This window comes from Streptococcus suis (genome assembly GCF_029616525.1).
In the GTDB taxonomy this organism is placed as follows: domain Bacteria; phylum Bacillota; class Bacilli; order Lactobacillales; family Streptococcaceae; genus Streptococcus; species Streptococcus suis_AF.
Map to the genome: position 1 here is coordinate 58,720 of NZ_JANFME010000005.1, position 20,399 is coordinate 79,118.

The window sequence follows — 20,399 nt, forward strand, 5'->3', positions numbered from 1 at the left end:
GCTTTCAAATAATTATGTGCTCCAAAGTCAACTTTTTTGCTTTTCTTTTTCCTTGATAAAGTTTTCCCACATTTTTTGTTGCGGCTTAGCAAATGGGTAGGTAGGAAAATCTTCTACAGAAACCCATTTCAATTCTTTTGATTCTGGAAGGTTAAGTGTTTCTGCCACACCTTCTACCATTTCTATCTGCCATTTGCGGTGACTAAAAATGTGCTGGACGATGCCAAATTCTTGCTCTTGCCAATCAACAGTCAGACCATAAAGTTCCGTAAAGCTCTGCCGAATATCTGGCTGAACAACTTCTTCTGCAACTTCAAAAAGAGAGACTTGTTTGTCAACGATTGCTCCTTTTTCCAAAAGCGGAAAAGACCAGAAACCTGAAAGAAGACCTGCTTCATTATTTTTTTCCAATAAAAATTGATTGTCTTTATTCCTGATTAGAAATCCTTGGTAGGCCACGGGAATCGGCTTTTTCTTTGGTGCTTTGATTGGATACTTATCCATTGTACCGTTTAAGTAGGCTGCGCTAAAGGCTTTGACTGGGCTGTCCTGGGGACGTGGATTAGCTGGCGATTCAATATCCGACCCTAGATCCATCAGGGCTTGGTTGAAATCGCCCGGTCGCTCTGGATCAATCAATAGCTCCATCATCGCTTGGAAAATCTTGCGATTGGCAGGAAGACCAATGTCATAATCAACCTCAAACAAGCGACTGAGAACCCGCATCACATTGCCATCTACCGCTGGTTCTGGCAAATTAAAAGCAATACTGGAAATTGCTCCAGCAGTATAGGGACCAATACCCTTTAGGCTTGAAATGGCTGCATGCGTGGTCGGAAATTGCCCATCAAAATCTTCTACCATTTGCTGCGCAGCCTTTTGCATATTCCGCACGCGCGAATAATAGCCCAATCCCTCCCAGAGTTTGAGAATGACCTCCTCTGGTGCTTGTGCTAAATCACTAATCGTAGGCAAGTGATGGAGAAAACGTTCATAATAAGGAATGACCGTGTCTACTCTTGTCTGTTGAAGCATGATTTCAGAAACCCATATAGCATACGGATCCTTGGTCCGTCTCCAAGGCAAATCACGTTTATTGGCATCATACCAATCTAAGAGTGCCTTGCGAAAAGCTTGAATCTTTTCCTCCGGCCACATTTCGATTCCATATTCTTTCAAATCTAACATACATCTAGTATAACACAAAGAAAGGGAGCCAGCTTTAGCCAACTCCCTTATATCGTTTATAATCAAAATCAAACTAGCTCCAAAGGTTTAGGGAACCTTTGGAGGTTGGAGATAGAGCGAACGAAGTTCGTTTCTACAAAGGTTTTGGGAAACTTGGGAGGTTGGAAATAGAGCGAACGAAGTTTTTTTCTCTCAATCTAGCCAAGACTGTTTGTTTTTGATGTTCGTTGAGTATTATTCTACTTTACCTGTTACAAACATGGTAAAGCTTGCTGAAGCAAGTAACTGTTTATCTTGATTTTCTATCTTCACTTCAACGACCTTTGTTCTACTTCCATCATGTGTGCAAGAGCCTATTACTGATAAGGTATCACCAAGTTTTGCCGCCTTCATATAATGGATATTGGACTGCAGGGTGACAGAATAAGAACCCCCTGCCACTGTTGTCAATCCTGCTACTGAATCTGCTAAAGTAAAGAGGAAGCCTCCATGTGCCATACCGTATGGATTGAGAGATTTTTCCGTCACCTTTGTAGTCAGTAGCACCTCTTTCTCACTGAGCATTGTAGCTTGATAGTCATCTAAAACCGTAATCGGTTGTAAGTTTAATTTATCTAACACTTTCATCCTCCTCTGTCTGCTGACTTGTTTGCATTTGATAATAAACGCCTTGTTCAGCCATCAACGCTTCATGATTCCCTTGTTCAACAATTTTTCCATCCACCATGACCAAAATCAAGTCAGCTGATTGAATGGTTGATAGGCGATGAGCAATAATAAAACTGGTCCGTCCTTCCATCAATTTGGCAAATGCTTCCTGTACTAAAATTTCTGTCCGTGTATCAATAGAGGAAGTCGCCTCATCTAAAATCAGGATTTTAGGTATCTTGACAAAGACACGCGCAATAGACAAAAGCTGACGTTGTCCCTGGGATAAGCCTTCTCCTCCATCTGCCAAAACCGTATCGTAACCCTGCGGAAGTTGTCGAATAAAGAAGTCTGCATTGGCTGCCTTAGCTGCCTCAATGACCAATTCCCGCGTAGCATTTGGATAGCCATAGGCAATATTATCATGAATGGTACCAGATTTGATCCATGTCTCCTGTAAAACCATCCCAATCTGTCTGCGAAGTTCCTCACGACTGTACTGGTTAATCGGAACCCCATCTAAAAGAATCTGACCAGCCGTCACATCGTAGAAACGCATGAGGAGGTTTATCATGGTAGATTTTCCTGCTCCCGTCGGCCCAACGATGGCTACCTTTTGTCCAGATTTGACATCAATGTTCAACTGTTCTATCAGAGAACGGTCAGATCTATAGGAGAAAGACACATTTTCGAAGCAAATAGCTCCCTTCAGCTCCTCAGAGTCAATTTTCCGCTCAGCCTGATCGTCAATGCTACCTAGAGCCAAGATAGCAAACAGCCTGTCTGCACAAGCTAAGGCGCTCTGCAATTCCGATAGGACCGAGGAAATATCATTAAAAGGCTTGCTGTACTGACTAGCATAATTGAGAAAAGTTGTCAGGGATCCCACTGTAAAATTTCCTGCCATAATTCTCAGCGCTCCAAGTCCAGCTAGTAGGGCATAAATAATAGCATTGATAAACCGCGTACTTGGATTGACCGTTGAAGAGGCAAAGATGGCCTGTTGGGAATAGGTCGCATACTGTTCATTCACAACTTGAAAACCATGCGCAAATTGCTCTTGAGCATTGAAAGATTGAACCAGTGTCAATTGACTGATGGATTCTTCCAAAAGCTGAGATTGCTTCCCACGTGCCTGAGTCTGTTGCCTATAATAACCATAGGATTTCTTAGCGATATAGCGTGCCACAAGCAGAGAAACTGGAGTCAATGCCACAACCAGCAACATCATCGTCAAGTCAAGCCTAGCCATAGTGAAAATGGTTAGGAAAATGGTCAAGATACCAATGAAAAATTGATTGAAAATCATCAAGAGACCATTTGTTAATTGCTCACTATCACTTGAAAAACGAGCTACTAAATCACCAACTGAATGACGATCAAGATAAGATAGGGGCATCTGGTGCAGCTTCACATAGACCTGTTCACGCAAGTCGGCCACCATTCCATAAACCAAGCGATTGGTTACCAAAGGTAAGTACCATTGCATCAGCGTATTAAGCAAGATAACCATCACCATTTTGCCTAAGATACCGAGCAAGACCTGACCATTTGCTATCAATACTGCATCAACTGCCTGACCAATCAAGATAGGCAGATAAACTGTCAGAAGGACTTGCACCAAAGTTCCCACCAACATCAAGGACATTCGAAGGGGCTGGTGTAAAACCAATCTGACCAGTTCCTTAAAACTAGATTGTCTCATAGCTATCCTCCTCTCCTTGTTGTTGCGATTGGTGAATTTCTTGATAAATAGCAGAGCTTCTCAGCAAGTCCTCATGGCGACCAAGTCCAACTTGACGCCCTTGTTCCAAGACTAAAATCTGATCAGCTGTCCGTAAACTATTGGTTCTTTGTGACACCATGATTAAGTTTTGACCTGGTAATTCCTGGCGAATAGCCACTAATAACCGACTCTCCGTCAAATAATCCAGAGCAGAGGTCGCATCATCCAAGATTAAAATCGGTGCTTTCTGTAAAATAGCGCGTGCAATGGTCAAACGTTGACGCTGTCCACCAGAAAAATTCTTCCCAAAGGCTTCGACAGGGCTATCCAAACCACCTTTATCCTCTATGAAAGATTTAGCCTGTGCAATTTCTAAAGCAGACCATAGGTCACTATCAGATATTTCTTCCAATCCTAAAGATAAATTAGAACGAATAGTTCCAGCAAAAAGCTGAGCCTGTTGCGGAACAATGGCAATTTGCTGCCGCCACTCTTTTAAATTCTTAGGACTTTTTCCATCAATGAAGAGAGAGAGCTGATTTGTTGACACTGAATAGAGTGCCTGCAATATATCTACTAGGGTGGACTTACCTGACCCAGTTCCCCCGATAATTCCCATAAACTGTCCCTTACGTAAGTCAAAAGCAATGTCAGACAGGGACTCCTCAGCAGATTTTGGATAAGAAAAGGAAAGATGACGCACAGAAAAGATAATCTCCTTATCCTCACTAACCACTTTTGGCAAACTAGACTCTACATCCTCAGATGTTTGGTCAAAAACCTCTTGAATACGTTGCGCTGAAATATAGGTCTGATTGAGAGTAGACACGACCATAATCATCTTGACCAATTCGACTAAAATTTGAAGAAGGTAGTTGATAAGAGCGACCAACATCCCCTGTTCCAACAAATTGTGTGAAATGGCTATATTTCCCCGCCAGATGAGAATGAGTAAGGTTCCGTTAACCACTAAAAATGTCAATGGCGATAAAAGGCTAGACCAAAAACCAGCCTGCAATTGTTGCTTCTTATAAATCTGATTTATGCCTTGAAAAGCCTTAATTTCCCGCTCTCTTTGTCCAAATGCACGAATCACTCGCCAACCAGTCACTGTCTCACGGACCTGCCCCACCAAACCATCTAATTCTTTTCGCATTGATTGATAAATACGGCTGGTCATAACAGAAATGACTGTCACTATAAAAATCAATAGGATAATCATTCCTAGAAAATAGGCAGATAGACTTGGGCTAATATAGAATGCCATGATGAGCGAACCAAATACGACAATTGGAGCACGTAAAAACAAACGAAGAAAAGTATTAATACCCGTTTGAATTTGTAAAGTGTCGCTGGTCAATCGTGTCAGCAAACTGGATGAGGAAAGAATATCTCGGCTAGACTTGGGAAGGGAAAGAACCTTCTGATACAAGTCATTCGTCAGCTCTTTAGTCACTCCAACTGCTGCTTTAGCTGAATAATATTGCGCTATTAGTGAAACAATAATTCCAATACATGCTAGACCAACCAGTAAAAAAAGCATAGCAACCAGGTTTCCCTGGCTGCCATTTGGAATAATTGTATCAACGATATAGGCGATAATTAATGGTACCAAAAGCTCAAAACAAGCTTCCAATAGTTTAAAAACTGGACCTAATATGGATTCCTTAATATAGTCCTTAAAATATCGTGATAAAAATTTCATATTAACGGTGCTCCAAAGCCTGAACCGCAGTAATCAAGGTCAAGTTGTAAACATCATCAGGGTTACAACCACGAGACAAGTCGTTTACAGGCTGATTCAAACCTTGTAAAACAGGACCTACCGCTGCAAATCCTCCCATACGTTCGGCAATTTTATAACCAATATTACCAGCTGAGATACCTGGGAAGATAAATACAGTCGCTTGACCAGCAACACTCGAACCTGGTGCTTTTAATTTACCTGTAGTAGGGACAAAGGCAGCATCAAATTGCAATTCACCGTCCAAATCCAACTCCGGACGCAATTTTTGAGCAATTTTAGTTGCTTCAACCACCTTATCAACTTTAGGACCTGAGCCAGATCCTTTTGTTGAATAGCTGAGCATTGCAACTTTTGGATCAATACCAAACATTTTAGCAGTACGTGCTGAGTTGATAGCGATTTCTGCCAAGGTTTGAGCATCTGGATCAATGTTGATAGCACAGTCACCAAAAATATAACGCTCTTCACCTTTTACCATCAAGAAGGCACCTGATGTTTTCGATACACCTGGCTCTGTTTTAATGATTTGAAGAGCTGGACGAACTGTTGAAGCAGTTGAATGAATCGCACCAGATACCATACCTTCTACTACGCCCATATATACCAACATAACACCAAAGTAGTTAACATCTTTCAGCAACTCATGTGCCTGCTCTTCTGATACCTTACCTTTACGGCGCTCTACCAAAGCAGCTACCATCTCATCATATCTATCATAATGAGCTGGGTCAATAATTTCAAAACCTTCTGTAATCCCTTCAATGTCAAGGTAAATCTTAATACGATCTGGGTTTCCAAGCAAGACGGGTACTACATCCGACTCATTTACCAAACGTTTTGTCGCCTGCAAGATACGTGGTTCTTCACCTTCTGGCAATACGATACGTACTTTTTTACCCTCTAGCTTTGTAGCTAATTGCTCAAAAATTTTCATGAACAAACTCCTTAAATTTATTTACTTATTAACTGATTGATAACAGCCTGAAAATCCTCAGGAAGCGGTGCTTCCAAATCAATCCTTTCGGCTGAAAAAGGATTGTCGAAGGCCAAATTATGACAATGTAAGGCTTGACGTTCTATCCCACATTCCAAACTTCCACCATACATATCATCTCCTAACAATGGAAATCCAATGTGAGAAAAATGAACACGAATCTGATGAGTCCGCCCAGTATGTAGTTGAATATCTACCAAATGAATATCTCCCCACGATTGCACAACACGATAGGAAGTATGAGCATATTTTCCATTCTTTGTTACACAACGGGTAATGATGCTGTCTTCTGGACGACCGATAGGGGCAATAATATCCCCTGTCTCTTCTAGCTGCCCATTCCCCTTCACCAAAGCATAATAACGTTTATGAATAAGCTTGGCCTGTAACTGCTTATCGAGTCGTGCATGAGCGTAGCCGTGCTTGGCAAACAGCATGACGCCTGATGTATCCCTATCCAGACGAGTCACAATATGAACCTGCTTATTCTCATAGTTCTGCTCAATAAGATAACCTTTTACAAAATTTGCGATTGTGGATGAATGCAAGGCAGAAGGAATGGATGCGTAGCCAACCGGCTTATTTATCGCCAGAAAATGATCATCTTCATAGACGATATCCAGTGGATAAGAAATCGGTTTCAAACTACCAGTCAAATCCTCTTCAGCAGGTATGTCAATTGTAACCCTATCTCCAATATCAAGCAAGTAAGTTGCATTTTGCTCAATATCGTTGACCCAGATATTGCCGCCGGTATACTTAATCTTCGCTAATAGGCCTTTAGAGACACCATGTTTTTTAAGGAAAGTCTTTATTTTCGTATGCTGGTCAGCAATGAATTCAAACCGCATTACTCCACCTCTCCAATAAAGGCGTCCTTAACCCGATTCCAAAAACTAGTATGACTCGGTGTTGCAACAAAATGAATCTTACTATTGTCTATCTGATACTCTATACTTTCAATACTATCATAGACAAAAGTCTTATTGTCTACCGCAATCGAGTAACGGTCACTATGCTTTGGTTCAATCACAATCTTGTCTTTTTTAGGAACAACAACGGATGAACCCAAGGTGCGGTAAACACGATTGTTCAAACTTGCCACTTCTGCAATCTGCAATGCCTCGATTGTTGGATGTAAAACAGCACCACCTAATGACTTGTTATAGGCTGTTGAGCCTGTCGGCGTTGAAACCGAAATTCCATCCCCTCTAAAGCGTTCGAAGGGCACATTGTTAATAATAATATCTGCGACCATGGTCTTAGAAAGACGTTTTACTGTCGCCTCATTTAAGGCACGCGCCTCGACAATGCGACCATCTGTCATCTTGACCTTAACATTTAAAATCGGATACGATACTCTAGCACCTGTATCAAGCTTAAGATTTTCAATCAGCTTGTCCACTTCAAAATCGCGATAATCTGTATAAAACCCCAAATGACCCGTGTGAATTCCTACAAAACGTACACGATCAATCAACTTTTCATATTTGTGAAAAGCAGATAAAAGCATCCCATCTCCACCGATAGAAATGACAATATCTGGATTTTTAGGAGTCAAAATAAAATTTGCTTCTTTTAACTTTGTCCATAATTCTTTGGACACCGCTTCACTCTTAGGATTTCGACTAGCGAGCAGAGCGATTTTTTTTCTACCTGTATTCTTCATCTGTATCATCACTGTTGCCCACACCGTCATTCAGTTTGCGATAGGCAGGATCAAATAAGGCCTGCGCTTCTTGAATGTCGTTGCGGATTTTTCGCATCTCCTCATCTAATTCATAGGCAATTTTTGCTGTAACTTCCAAGCGTTTCTTGATTTCTTCTGGAAAATTCCCCTTATATTTATAATTCAGAGAATGTTCAATTGTAGCCCAGAAATTCATGGAAAGGGTTCGAATCTGGATTTCTGCCAGAACCGTCTCGTTGCCATTTATAGTATCCACAGGATACTCAATCACCACATGATATGAACGGTAGCCAGAGGCTTTCATATTATTGATATAATCCCGTTCATGCACAATTTGCATATCCTTGCGTTTCCGCAAAATAGCTAATACTTCTTCAATGTCGTCCACAAATTGAACCATAATCCGAAGACCGGCAATATCTTGCATATCTTGAGCAAGATTTTCCAATTTGATATGTCGCAGGGCCATCTTTTCTTTAATGGATTCAATCGGTTTTACCCGTCCTGTGACAAACTCAATTGGAGAATGCCGATTAGCCTTGCGATACTGCTTGCGAATCCCCCGCAGTTTGATTTTCAATTCACCAACTGTCTGAATATAGGGGTCTAAAAATTCTTCCCAGTTAAAGTCCATACGGCCCCTTTCTTGTCAAAACTTTTAAATTGTATTAGAATAACACAAAGACTAATCTATTATAACACATTGAAAGGGTTTACTGCATGAAAAACCACCTTGAAATTGAGTATAAAACCTTACTGACCAAATCCGAATACAAACGCCTGCTTACTGACTTTTCAGATGTGAGCCCAATTCTTCAAACAAACCACTACATTGATACCCCAGACCTAGATATGAAGAATCACCGCTTTTCACTCCGTATTCGTACATTTGAGGACTCAGCAGAACTAACCTTAAAAATTCCACAAGAAGTCGGAAATCAAGAATATAACCAAGTTCTAGACATCCAAACTGCTCATCATTTACTGGAAAATTTTCAACTACCAGCCGGACAAATTTCTGATATTATTTCTGCAACCGAAATTCCACTTGATAAACTTGCTGTCTGGGGGAGCCTCACAACAAAACGCTATGAGAAACAGACATCTATAGGTCTTATGGCCCTCGATGAAAATGATTATGTGGGACAAAAAGATTACGAATTAGAAGTCGAAGTGACCGATGCAGATGCAGGGAAAATTCTTTTTGATGAATTCCTTAAGAAGAAATCAATTCAATTCAAATATGCTAGTAGTAAGGTTGCACGAACAGCTGCCCACATGAAATAACTATAAAAAATCAGCCAAATAAGGTTGATTTTTTAGTTTCACTACTGAAAATTTTTCATTTTTTTGATAGAATAGAACTATCTATTGTAAAAAATACTTTTATGTCATCATAAAAGCTCAGTGTGTAAAAGGAGTTACTTTAAAATGGTACAACCACTCGGTGAACATAACATTAAATTATTCTCACTCAATAGCAACCGTGATATTGCTGAAAAAATTGCTGATTCTGCTGGAATTCCTCTTGGAAAGCTGTCTTCTCGTCAGTTTTCTGATGGTGAGATTCAAATTAACATTGAAGAATCTGTACGTGGCGTAGACGTCTACATTATCCAATCAACAAGCTATCCGGTCAATAATCACTTGTGGGAATTATTGATTATGATCGATGCTTGTAAACGTGCTAGTGCCAACACCATTACAGCGGTCATCCCTTATTTCGGCTATGCTCGTCAAGACCGTACCGCTTCTCCACGCGAACCAATTACAGCTAAATTAGTTGCAAATATGCTGGTTAAAGCTGGTGTCGACCGTGTATTGACTCTTGATTTACACGCTTCACAAATTCAAGGTTTCTTTGATATTCCAGTAGACAATCTCCTTACAGAACCACTTTTTGCAGCCTACTACATGGAAAAAGGACTCTGCGGAGAAGATGTCGTCATTGTGAGTCCTAAAAATTCTGGTATCAAACGCGCGCGTAATATCGCTGAATTTCTAAATGCACCGATTGCGATTATCGACTACGCTCAAGATGATTCTGAGCGTTCTGAAGGCTATATTATCGGTGATGTTGCTGGTAAAAAAGCTATTTTGGTGGACGATATTCTCAATACTGGTCGCACTTTCTCACAAGCTTCAAAAATTGTCCAAGAAGGTGGTGCTACTGAAATTTATGCAGTTGCCAGCCATGGTCTCTTTGCAGGAACTGCAGCCCAACTCTTAGATGAAGCACCAATCAAAGAAATATTAGTTACCGATTCTGTTGCAAGCAAAGAACAGCATCCTAAAAATATCGCCTTCCTAACAGCTAGTGACTTGATTGCAGATGCCATCCACCGCATCCAAGAACATCAGCCACTCAGCCCACTTTTCAAATTTACTAGTCCTGAAAAAGAAAACTAGGAGTAACTCTTTGATTTATTTAGATAATGCAGCAACCACTGCTCTATCTCCTACTGCACTCCAACGGATGATGGAAGTGGCTCAAGAAAATTATGGAAACCCCTCCAGTATTCATCAAAGCGGTCGGAAAGCCAATCAATATCTTAGACAAAGTCGTCAAGAGATTGCTCAGATTCTCTCCGCCTCTCCTGAACAAATTATTTTCACATCTGGAGGCTCCGAAGCTGATGCTTTAGCTATTCAAGGCTATGCACTTGCGCATCAATCCAAAGGAAAACACCTGATTACTACGGCTATCGAACACCATGCTGTGCTCCATACCATGCAGTATCTAGAGGATCGGTTTGGGTTCGAGGTAACCTATATCCAACCAGTCAATCAAGTAATCACCGCTCAACAAATTCAGGATGCCCTTCGACCAGATACTATTTTAGTCAGCGTCATGTTTGCTAACAATGAGACCGGTCAGCTACTCCCCATCAAGGAAATTGGAGAGCTCCTAGCCGATCATCAGGCCGTCTTTCATGTAGATGCTGTCCAAGCAATTGGAAAAATTACAATTTCTCCCTCTGACTACGGAATTGACTTGCTCGCGGCCTCTGCCCATAAATTCCATGGTCCAAAGGGGACGGGATTCCTGTATAGTAAAGTTCATAAATTTGATTCCTTGATTCACGGCGGAAAGCAGGAACAGCAACATCGAGCAGGTACTGAGAATCTCCCTGCTATTGCTGCTATGGCGACTGCCCTAACAGAACAATATGAGTCCTTAGATACGCATCATAAGCATGTCAGTGAACTGCGACAACATATTATTGAGGGATTATCTGGCTTAGATTATTATCTCAATCAGGCTGGACCTCATCTCCCTCATGTCCTTAATATCGGTTTTCCTGGTAAACTTAATGAACAACTACTCATGCAACTAGATTTGGCAGGTATTGCTGTTTCTAGCGGTTCTGCATGTACGGCAGGTGTTGTCCAAAATAGCCATGTTTTAGAAGCTATGTATGGAAAAGACTCCCATCGTCTGAAAGAATCCATTCGTATCAGCCTATCTGAAATCAATACAAAAGAAGAGATAGATACTCTTATCATCGAACTAAAGAAAATACTTGGAGGTTAAAATGGCATTCCAACAATCAGTTACCTTAAAAGATTGTAATTTTACTTATCACATTAGCCCTGCTATCAAAAAATATACACTCCGTGATAACACCTTTGAACAAACCAAAGCAGGTCACTATCAGCTTACACGTCTTCTGGAAGAAATTCCAAATTCAAACCAAGGATTCCTCTTGAAAATTATTATCAATCAAGACCTAACTGGTTTTAAAATTAACATTACCGACAAGTCTGGTCTTCATCTGGTAAACATTTTTAAGCCAGAAAGTAACAAGGTTATTCAAGAAAAATTCTATTTCCTCATGGATAGCTTGATTGACCGTGACATCTTTACAAAAGAGGCTTAGTATGATTGAAATTCACTATCTTGACGCTTACAAGCAAGAACGTATCCAAACATTTGAGAATAAGGATGCAGCCATTCTGGCTTTTTCCGGTTGCTTAACCCTCCCAGACTATTATCCAGTTACCAGCATTACACAAGACGGACAAGCTCTGGATTACAAAGGGACAATCGGAGATCTCTATCGCTATTTACAAACACTAGATTAGACAGTTTCCTGTTTAATCTTTTTTTAAAATCAATCTGTTGATTTTTTCACAAACTTGGACTAGAATAGAATAAAGAACTGTTTAATATATAAATAATCGATAAAGCGTATTCTATCGAAATAAAGGAGTCTAAAGTGAAAAACGATAAAAAATCTGATATTCCACGCGCTACTGCCAAACGTCTATCCCTCTATTATCGCATTTTTAAACGTTTCTATGCAGGAAATATTGAAAAAGCTAGTTCAAAAGAAATTGCTGAAGCTATCGGAATCGATTCGGCTACCGTCCGCCGAGATTTTTCCTATTTTGGAGAGCTTGGGCGTCGTGGCTTTGGCTACAATGTCAAAGAGTTGATGGATTTCTTTGCGGATATTCTAAATGATACCTCCATCACCAATGTTATGCTTGTTGGAGTCGGGAATATGGGGCGGGCCTTGCTACACTATCGCTTCCACGAACGAAATAAAATGAAAATAGTCATGGCTTTTGAAGCAGATGATAATCCAGCTGTTGGAACGACAGATGAAAATATCCCAATCCACGCAATCTCAGAAATCAAGGAACGTATCAGCGAAGCAAACTCTCAGACAGCCATTCTAACGGTACCCAGCGTCAAGGCACAAGAAGTGACCGATATTCTTGTTGAAGCTGGTGTCAAGGGAATTCTGAGCTTTTCACCAGTTAACTTGTCTGTCCCAAAAGATGTCGTTGTCCAGTATGTTGATTTGACTAGTGAATTACAGACACTACTCTACTTTATGCGAAAAGGATAAGCAATGAAAAAACCAGTTATTGGTATTTCTGGAAATGAATATAAAACAGGGGATCATACAGAACCCCTGCTTTCTTATACCCAGACTTGCCTCGTACAAGCTATTGAAGATGCTGGCGGGCTCCCACTCATCCTTCCAGCTACAGAGCCAGATTTGGCAAAATATTATATCCATCTTATTGACAAACTCATCCTAACAGGAGGACAAAATGTCCAGCCAAGTTACTATCACGAAGAAAGAACTATTGACAGCGATAATTATCTACCAAAGCGTGACGAGTTTGAATTAGCCCTCATAAGGGCTGCCCAAGAAAATCAGAAACCTATCTTCGGTATCTGCCGAGGTCTACAGCTCTACAATGTAGCTCAAGGTGGTAGCCTTCATCAATCAATTTCTGAACATTGGCAAGACATAGACGGACAAGAAGTCAGTCAAACGATTCAACTGACTCAAAATAGTCCACTTTACGACATATATAAGTCCGATCCGAGTGTGAACTCATTTCACCGTCAGGCTATCAAAGACTTAGCCCCTGATTTAGAAATCATTGCACTATCAGATAATCAACAGATTATTGAAGCAGTTCATTCAGCCTACCCAACTAAATTTTTAGGGGTTCAATGGCATCCTGAACTACTCTACGGTAAACGTGAGATTGAAAAAGAACTCTTCCACTATATTGTCAATAAACTTTAAAATAACTCACTTTCTTCTCTAAAAGAATAGTAATCCTTGTTTCCAACAATTAAATGATCTAATAATACCAGTCCTAGCTTTTCGCAGGACTCTTTTAAATTCTCCGTAAATAGCAAATCATTCCTACTAGGTTGTACTGAACCCGACGGGTGGTTATGAACGATGATAATCGATGTTGCCATACATTTTACTGCGTAATGCAAAATTTCACGTGGTTCTGCAATGCTACGATTAACACTCCCAATAAAAATCGTTTTTTGACTGATAATCTGGTTCTGGGTATTGAGATAAAGTGCAACTAGATGCTCCTGCTTCTTATGCCCGATTTCATGAATCATCTTACGTCCCAACTTCTCACTTCCCAAAATTCTCTCATTTAAGAGCAACTCTGATTGATTGATACGTTTTCCAAGTTCAATCATAGCCTTAATTTCAATCGCCTTGACGCGCCCAATTCCAGTCAAACTTTGCAATTCTTCAATTGATAGTTCTCTTAGAGCCGCTAAACTCTCCAAACGATTCAATAATTTATTGGAGAGAATAGAAACAGGTTCTTTTTTTGTCCCAGTTCTGATAAAAATTGCTAGTAGTTCTTGATTACTGAGACGCTCAGCTCCAACTTCTACTAAACGTTCTCTAGGTAGAATGGCCTCTTCTTTAAATTCAATTTGATACATAATTTCCTCCTCACCTATCTATTCGTAAAATCTTGCAAAAAAAGAAGCCATATAAAACCAAAGAATATCTCCCCAGTCTTATACCACTTCTTTATCCTTAATATATAGATGTTTTATTGTCCATAATCATACTGATTATAACTCTTATTGAAGGAATCTAAGATGTCTTTTGCAGTTTCATTATATGGAGTTGTTGATTCAAGAACTCCTTTTACAATGATACGTTGCGTCGCATTATAGTCCGTACATGTTACCAACGTAACTTCTGTACGTCCTTCTACATCATCAATGACATAGACACTTTCAGGCGAAACAATTTCCACACTATCAATAACGTAGGTGTAAACATTGGTCTTGTCAGTAATATAGATTTTCATGCCATTTTTAGCACGATCAAGCGGTGAAAAGAGAACATCTGCCGCACCAGTTACACCAAAAATATGGTGGCTGGCCAACGCATAATTTCCTTTCCCCATCTCTTGGTTTTCCTTCATAGTACCAGCTCCATACATGAGCGAAGTATTGAAGACCCCTTTAAAAATAGGAAGGTTGATACCAAGCTCGGGAACCGCAATTCCACCAATTACAGGTAAGCGTTGTGCATCCCACTGAGCTGCTAAAATAGCCTCTGTAGAAATAGACTGAACCTGATCGAAATCAAATGTTGTTTCAGCCTGTTTATTCTTTTCGATATCCTCTGTCGTAACATTGCTAATCTGGTATTTATTCGTATTCCAGCCGATAATAAAATTACGGATAGAGGTGTTGAATATCAACGCTAGGGAAATCAGTATCAATACAACTGTTAAAAGATTGCGCCAAAAAGAACCTTTACGCTTCTTCTTGTTTTCACGTTTTGACATGACTATTTATTCCTTTTCTTCTTTAATTTCGGCAGCATCTACCAAGGCAAAGGTCATGATTTTCGCTTCATCATTCAAGCGCATCACTTTTACCCCCATGGTTGAACGACCAGTTTGAGAGATATTCGCAACACTTGTACGAATAATCACACCAGTATCGGTAATAACCATAATATCTTCATCACCAGATACCGTTGTCAAACCTGCCAGAGAACCATTCTTCTCAGCAACTTTAAGAGTCTTGATACCCTTACCACCACGACCTTTGGTTGGATACTCACTGGCTGGTGTACGTTTACCAAAACCTTTTTCCGTCAATACGAGTACTTCTTGGTCATCAGAAATCATAGTAGCGCCAACTAACTGGTCTCCCTCGCGTAAATTGATACCACGAACACCTGTTGCTGTACGGCCCATATTACGAACATCTGTTTCAGTGAAACGTACAGAATAACCGAACCTAGTCCCCATAATAATGTCTGCTTGACCATTTGTTAAGAAAACATTGATGAGTTCATCGTCTTCTTTCAAATTCAAAGCTTTCAGACCGCTCTGGCGAATATTGGCAAATTCTGACACACTAGTCCGTTTTACAACACCTTGTCGGGTTGCAAAGAAGAGATAGCTATCTGCCTCCTGGTCCTTAGTTACATTGATAATGGTTTGAATTGCCTCGTTTTCTTCCAATTTAAGCAAATTGACCACTGGAAGTCCCTTTGCAGTGCGACCATATTCTGGGATTTCATAGCCTTTGAGACGGTAAACACGTCCCTTATTAGTGAAGAAAAGCAAGCGATCATGAGTGCTTGTAGAGACTAATTCTCGTACAAAATCATCATCCTTGACACCAGTTCCTTGAACCCCACGTCCTCCACGCTTCTGAGCTTGAAACTCATCCTGTGCCAAACGCTTGATGTAGCCTTGGTTTGACAAGGTGATTAAAACATCCGTTTCTTCAATCAAGTCCTCATCTTCAAGGGAAAGAACTTCACCAACAATCAATTCTGTACGGCGTGGGTCAGCATATTTACGTTTGACTTCTTCTAATTCGTCTTTAATAATCTGAACAACACGCTCAGGCTTAGCTAGAATGTCAGCCAAATCTGCAATCAAGGCCACTAACTCATCATATTCTGATTGAATCTTGTCCCGTTCCAAACCTGTCAAACGACGAAGACGCATATCAAGAATAGCCTGACTCTGACGTTCAGAAAGGTCAAATTTCTCCATCAATTCAGCTTGAGCAATAGCATCAGTTTCTGAATTACGGATAATACGAATGACTTCATCAATATGGTCAAGAGCAATCAGCAAGCCTTCTAAGATATGAGCACGCGCCTCAGCCTTTTCTTTATCAAATCGTGTACGACGAGTGACTACTTCTTTTTGGTGTTCAATATAAGACTCTAGAATCTGACGTACAGAAAGGATTTTCGGTACACCATTTTGGATGGCCAACATGTTGAAACTAAAGTTGGTTTGAAGCTGTGTTTGCTTGAATAGGTTATTCAAAATAACGTTAGCAGAAGCATCACGACGAACTTCGATAACAAATCGTACACCCTCACGGTTGGATTCGTCTCGAACAGCAGTGATTCCTTCAATACGTTTTTCTTGGACTAATTTAACAATATGTTCTTGAACCTTGGACTTGTTAACCATGTATGGAAACTCAGTAACGACAATACGCTCACGGCCGTTTCCATACTCTTCGATTTCTGTACGTGAACGAAGGGTAATAGAGCCATTACCTGTCTCATAGGCACGGTGGATACCTGATTTCCCCATGACCAAGGCACCAGTTGGAAAGTCTGGCCCAGGAAGGACTTCCATGATTTCCCGAGTTGTTACCTCTGGATTGTCCATCACCAGCTTCACAGCTTCGATGGTTTCGCCCAAGTTATGTGGCGGAATGTTGGTCGCCATACCAACGGCAATACCAGTCGTACCATTAACCAAAAGATTAGGGAAGCGAGCCGGTAGAACTTCTGGCTCACGCTCACTAGCATCATAGTTGTCCGCATAGTTTACCGTATTCTTGTTAATATCACGGAGCATTTCCAAAGCAATCTTGCTCATACGAGCCTCTGTATAACGCTGGGCAGCAGCTCCATCACCATCCATAGAACCGAAGTTTCCGTGGCCATCAACTAGCATATGGCGATAGCTCCACCACTGCGCCATACGAACCATGGCGTCATAAATGGCCTTATCCCCGTGCGGATGGTATTTACCCATAACATCCCCTGTGATACGGGCAGATTTCTTATGGGGTTTATCTGGTGTAATCCCTAACTCATTCATTCCGTACAAAATACGGCGATGAACAGGCTTGAGACCATCTCGCACATCTGGCAAAGCACGCGAAACGATTACACTCATCGCATAGTCGATGAAGGATGATTTCATCTCGTTGGTAAGATTCACCGTTACTAAGTTTTTATCTTGCATCTTATGCCTCTTTCAACAGTCATTGTGCCTCTATTATACCATATTTTACGACAAAACTCTTTATTGAAAACTATCATGTAAACATTTTCAAAGTCCCTTTCACAAGTGACAAAACACCTAAAAAGTGCTAGAATGGTAGATGGTTGGGATGAGGTCATCCCCAAATAAAACTAAGGAGATGTTTAGCAATGACTGCAACTAAACAACACAAAAAAGTTATCCTTGTCGGTGATGGTGCCGTAGGTTCTGCTTATGCTTATGCACTTGTTAACCAAGGTATTGGTCAAGAATTGGGTATAATCGATATCAACAAAGACCGTACACAAGGTGACGCAGAAGACTTGAGCCACGCATTGGCCTTTACTTTCCCTAAAAAAATCTATTCTGCTGAGTATTCAGATGCTCACGATGCAGACTTGGTTGTTTTGACAGCTGGTTTGCCACAAAAACCAGGTGAAACACGCCTTGAATTGGTTGAGAAAAACCTTCGTATTAACCAACAAATCGTTACTGAAATTGTTAAATCTGGTTTCAACGGTATCTTCCTTGTTGCCGCAAACCCTGTTGACGTATTGACTTACTCAACTTGGAAATTCTCAGGTTTCCCTAAAGAACGCGTTATCGGTTCTGGTACTTCTCTTGACTCAGCTCGTTTCCGTCAAGCATTGGCTGAGAAAATTGGCATCGACGCACGTTCAGTACACGCCTACATCATGGGTGAGCACGGTGATTCTGAATTCGCAGTTTGGTCACACGCTAACGTTGCAGGTGTGAAATTGTACGACTGGTTGCAAGATAACCGCGATATCGATGAGCAAGGTCTTGTTGACTTGTTTGTATCTGTTCGTGATGCAGCTTACTCAATCATCAACAAAAAAGGTGCAACATACTACGGTATCGGTGTCGCTCTTGCTCGTATTACTAAAGCAATCTTTGATGATGAAAATGCAGTTCTTCCATTGTCTGTATACCAAGCAGGTCAATACGAAGGTGTTGAAGATGTCTTCATCGGTCAACCAGCTATTATCGGTGCACACGGTATCGTTCGTCCAGTAAACATCCCATTGAATGATGCTGAATTGCAAAAAATGCAAGCTTCTGCTAAGCAATTGAAAGACATCATTGACGATGCTTTCGCCAACCCAGAAATTGCTGCTGGTGTTAAAAACTAAGTAGACTAAAAAGGTGAACCATTGGTCCACCTTTTTTTATTTTCGTATATCATACCGTAACATGGCAATGCCATCGGTTACTGTAGACTCTACTAAAATCAATTTCTGCTCTTTGGTCAGGCCATCAAAAAGTGAAATACCCTCACCTAAGATTATTGGAATAATCCCAATAATGAAATGGTCAATTACTCCAGCTTCTAGACAGGTTTGAACCAAGCTAGCTCCACCAAAAAGCCAGATATCACCACCTTCTTCTGCTCGCAATTGCTCGATTTCTGCAACAATGTCCTTTACAAATCGTACATTGTTATAGTTAGCATATTCCGAACGACTGGCAATAATAAACTGCTTTTCCTGATATCCCTCAATCATCTCCAGAGGGCAATCTTCCAATGATTTTCGCCCCATGATGACCGTATCACAGCTACTGAAAAATGCAGGATTATCGAATTGCAAGGTCGTGTCATATTGATCTGTACCATGCCCCTCTATCCAATCATAACTCCCGTCTGTTCGAGCGATATAACCGTCTAAACTCATTGCAATATTCAAAACTAGGCGTCTAGCCATAACTTTCCTCCTCACATATTCTCGAGTAACCAAGTATAACATAAAAATCTATAGTAGGCAGAAGATGAATTTTAATTTCGAGCAAAAAGTATCACCTATGCTGCCAGACTAGTTTGCCTTCTGATATTCAAGCTCATGATAAAAAGGTCCACTGGACCTTTTTATTACTTAGATTTAATATAGTTAACGCCGTCGGCTTTTGGTGCGACTGCTTTTCCGAAGAAGGCAGAGAGGGCAACGACTGTGATTAGATAAGGCGCAATTTGGAGATATACTGTTGGAATATCTTTCAAACCTGGAAGCTGGCTTCCAACTACTGCTAAACTTTGTGATAGACCAAAGAAGAGGCTGGCTAACATGGCACCAATTGGATTCCACTTACCAAAGATTACTGCGGCCAAAGCGATGAAACCTGAACCAACGATGGTTGTTGCTGAGAAGTTAATGTTTACGGATTGGGCACTTACTGCACCACCAACACCACCAAGGAAACCAGCAATCAGTACACCTGCATAACGCATAGCATAAACATTGATACCAAGTGTATCAGCTGCTTGTGGGTGCTCACCAACTGAGCGAAGACGAAGGCCAAACTTAGTCTTATATAGAATGAACCATGCCAGGAATGCCGTTGCAATAGCAACATAACCCATCAAACTCGTATTCTTAAAGAAAATATCTCCAATAACCGGAATATCAGCCAATACTGGGAATGAAAACTTACCGAATGACTGAGTGATGCTGTCAGTTTGTCCCTTGTTATAGATAACTTTGACAAGGAAGACACCCAAGGCTGGAGCTAGAAGGTTCAACACTGTACCAGATACGACGTGGTCTGCACGGAAGTTAATGGTAGCCATGGCATGAACTGCTGCAAATAAGACACCTGCTAAACCACCAACTAGGATTGCTAACAAAGGAGTTGCTTTACCAAAGGTTTCAGCAAATTCAATGTTGAAGACAACGCCAGCAAAGGCACCGATAACCATAATTCCCTCCAAACCAACGTTTACGATACCGCCACGTTCAGAGAAGACACCACCAAGACTTGTAAAAATAAGGGGTGCTGAGTAAATTAACATCTGCGAAATGAGTAAGGCAAGAATGGAAATATTCAT

Annotated in this window: 21 protein-coding genes; 8 read left to right on the plus strand and 13 right to left on the minus strand. The window is 40.8% G+C overall.

Features of this window, described 5'->3' with window-relative positions:
- Positions 1–27: 27 nt before the first annotated feature.
- The 8 genes from mutY to yjbM all read right to left on the minus strand — a co-directional run bounded on the left by mutY (position 28) and on the right by yjbM (position 8,627).
- On the minus strand, positions 28–1,188 hold the full coding sequence (gene mutY, locus NOL38_RS03460; protein ID WP_277941381.1) for an A/G-specific adenine glycosylase: 1,161 nt from the start codon (positions 1,186–1,188) through the stop codon (positions 28–30).
- Positions 1,189–1,422: 234 nt separating this feature from the next.
- On the minus strand, positions 1,423–1,815 hold the full coding sequence (locus NOL38_RS03465; RefSeq protein ID WP_185731041.1) for a PaaI family thioesterase: 393 nt from the start codon (positions 1,813–1,815) through the stop codon (positions 1,423–1,425).
- A complete protein-coding gene (locus NOL38_RS03470) occupies positions 1,799–3,541 on the minus strand; it encodes an ABC transporter ATP-binding protein (protein WP_277941382.1) in 1,743 nt (580 codons plus the stop codon). Before NOL38_RS03470 ends, NOL38_RS03465 begins: the two co-directional genes overlap by 17 nt.
- On the minus strand, positions 3,528–5,267 hold the full coding sequence (locus tag NOL38_RS03475; protein ID WP_277941383.1) for an ABC transporter ATP-binding protein: 1,740 nt from the start codon (positions 5,265–5,267) through the stop codon (positions 3,528–3,530). Before NOL38_RS03475 ends, NOL38_RS03470 begins: the two co-directional genes overlap by 14 nt.
- A 1-nt stretch (position 5,268) precedes the next feature.
- Positions 5,269–6,243 (minus strand): phosphate acetyltransferase, encoded by a 975-nt coding sequence (gene pta, locus NOL38_RS03480; RefSeq protein WP_029176800.1) that lies wholly within the window; start codon positions 6,241–6,243, stop codon positions 5,269–5,271.
- A gap of 17 nt (positions 6,244–6,260) precedes the next feature.
- Complete coding sequence (locus tag NOL38_RS03485) at positions 6,261–7,154, minus strand: RluA family pseudouridine synthase (protein WP_002940727.1); 894 nt, start codon at positions 7,152–7,154, stop codon at positions 6,261–6,263.
- Entirely contained in the window at positions 7,154–7,972 is an 819-nt protein-coding gene (locus tag NOL38_RS03490) for an NAD kinase (protein ID WP_002935241.1), read from the minus strand. The genes NOL38_RS03485 and NOL38_RS03490 overlap by 1 nt, the downstream gene beginning before the upstream one ends.
- Positions 7,956–8,627: a GTP diphosphokinase gene (gene yjbM, locus NOL38_RS03495; RefSeq protein WP_002935242.1), complete on the minus strand. Its 672-nt coding sequence runs from the start codon at positions 8,625–8,627 to the stop codon at positions 7,956–7,958. The genes NOL38_RS03490 and yjbM overlap by 17 nt, the downstream gene beginning before the upstream one ends.
- 86 nt (positions 8,628–8,713) lie before the next feature.
- Between yjbM and NOL38_RS03500 the strand changes: the two genes are divergently transcribed.
- The 7 genes from NOL38_RS03500 (at position 8,714) to NOL38_RS03530 (ending at position 13,548) form a co-directional block, all read left to right on the plus strand.
- A complete protein-coding gene (locus tag NOL38_RS03500) occupies positions 8,714–9,280 on the plus strand; it encodes a CYTH domain-containing protein (protein WP_002940728.1) in 567 nt (188 codons plus the stop codon).
- Positions 9,281–9,424: 144 nt separating this feature from the next.
- Positions 9,425–10,402, plus strand: coding sequence for a ribose-phosphate diphosphokinase (locus NOL38_RS03505; RefSeq protein ID WP_012775438.1), 978 nt, complete (start codon positions 9,425–9,427; stop codon positions 10,400–10,402).
- 10 nt (positions 10,403–10,412) lie between these two features.
- Positions 10,413–11,528: a cysteine desulfurase family protein gene (locus tag NOL38_RS03510; RefSeq protein ID WP_277941384.1), complete on the plus strand. Its 1,116-nt coding sequence runs from the start codon at positions 10,413–10,415 to the stop codon at positions 11,526–11,528.
- A 1-nt stretch (position 11,529) separates the two neighbouring features.
- Positions 11,530–11,874: a DUF1831 domain-containing protein gene (locus NOL38_RS03515; RefSeq protein WP_002940732.1), complete on the plus strand. Its 345-nt coding sequence runs from the start codon at positions 11,530–11,532 to the stop codon at positions 11,872–11,874.
- 1 nt (position 11,875) lies between these two features.
- Positions 11,876–12,079 carry a DUF4649 family protein gene (locus NOL38_RS03520; protein WP_024378702.1) on the plus strand — a complete coding sequence of 68 codons (204 nt, stop codon included), beginning with the start codon at positions 11,876–11,878 and terminating at the stop codon, positions 12,077–12,079.
- A 134-nt stretch (positions 12,080–12,213) separates the two neighbouring features.
- On the plus strand, positions 12,214–12,852 hold the full coding sequence (locus tag NOL38_RS03525; RefSeq protein ID WP_002935251.1) for a redox-sensing transcriptional repressor Rex: 639 nt from the start codon (positions 12,214–12,216) through the stop codon (positions 12,850–12,852).
- 3 nt (positions 12,853–12,855) lie between these two features.
- Positions 12,856–13,548: a gamma-glutamyl-gamma-aminobutyrate hydrolase family protein gene (locus tag NOL38_RS03530; protein WP_024378703.1), complete on the plus strand. Its 693-nt coding sequence runs from the start codon at positions 12,856–12,858 to the stop codon at positions 13,546–13,548.
- Here NOL38_RS03530 and radC read toward each other — a convergent pair.
- From radC to gyrA, 3 genes are all read right to left on the minus strand, one after another.
- On the minus strand, positions 13,545–14,225 hold the full coding sequence (gene radC / locus NOL38_RS03535; protein ID WP_002935253.1) for a RadC family protein: 681 nt from the start codon (positions 14,223–14,225) through the stop codon (positions 13,545–13,547). The genes NOL38_RS03530 and radC overlap by 4 nt on opposite strands.
- A gap of 113 nt (positions 14,226–14,338) precedes the next feature.
- Positions 14,339–15,088, minus strand: a complete 750-nt coding sequence (locus tag NOL38_RS03540) for a class A sortase (protein ID WP_002940809.1) — start codon at positions 15,086–15,088, stop codon at positions 14,339–14,341.
- Positions 15,089–15,094: 6 nt separating this feature from the next.
- Positions 15,095–17,539 carry a DNA gyrase subunit A gene (gyrA, locus tag NOL38_RS03545; RefSeq protein ID WP_277941385.1) on the minus strand — a complete coding sequence of 815 codons (2,445 nt, stop codon included), beginning with the start codon at positions 17,537–17,539 and terminating at the stop codon, positions 15,095–15,097.
- Between the two features lie 188 nt (positions 17,540–17,727).
- Here gyrA and NOL38_RS03550 point away from each other — a divergent pair, with 188 nt between their 5' ends.
- Positions 17,728–18,711: an L-lactate dehydrogenase gene (locus NOL38_RS03550; RefSeq protein ID WP_024378725.1), complete on the plus strand. Its 984-nt coding sequence runs from the start codon at positions 17,728–17,730 to the stop codon at positions 18,709–18,711.
- 36 nt (positions 18,712–18,747) lie between these two features.
- On the opposite strand, the gene NOL38_RS03555 is transcribed toward NOL38_RS03550, so the two are convergent.
- On the minus strand, positions 18,748–19,281 hold the full coding sequence (locus tag NOL38_RS03555; protein ID WP_105210389.1) for a dihydrofolate reductase family protein: 534 nt from the start codon (positions 19,279–19,281) through the stop codon (positions 18,748–18,750).
- A 164-nt stretch (positions 19,282–19,445) separates the two neighbouring features.
- Positions 19,446–20,399, minus strand: a complete 954-nt coding sequence (locus NOL38_RS03560; protein ID WP_105117933.1) for an ABC transporter permease — start codon at positions 20,397–20,399, stop codon at positions 19,446–19,448.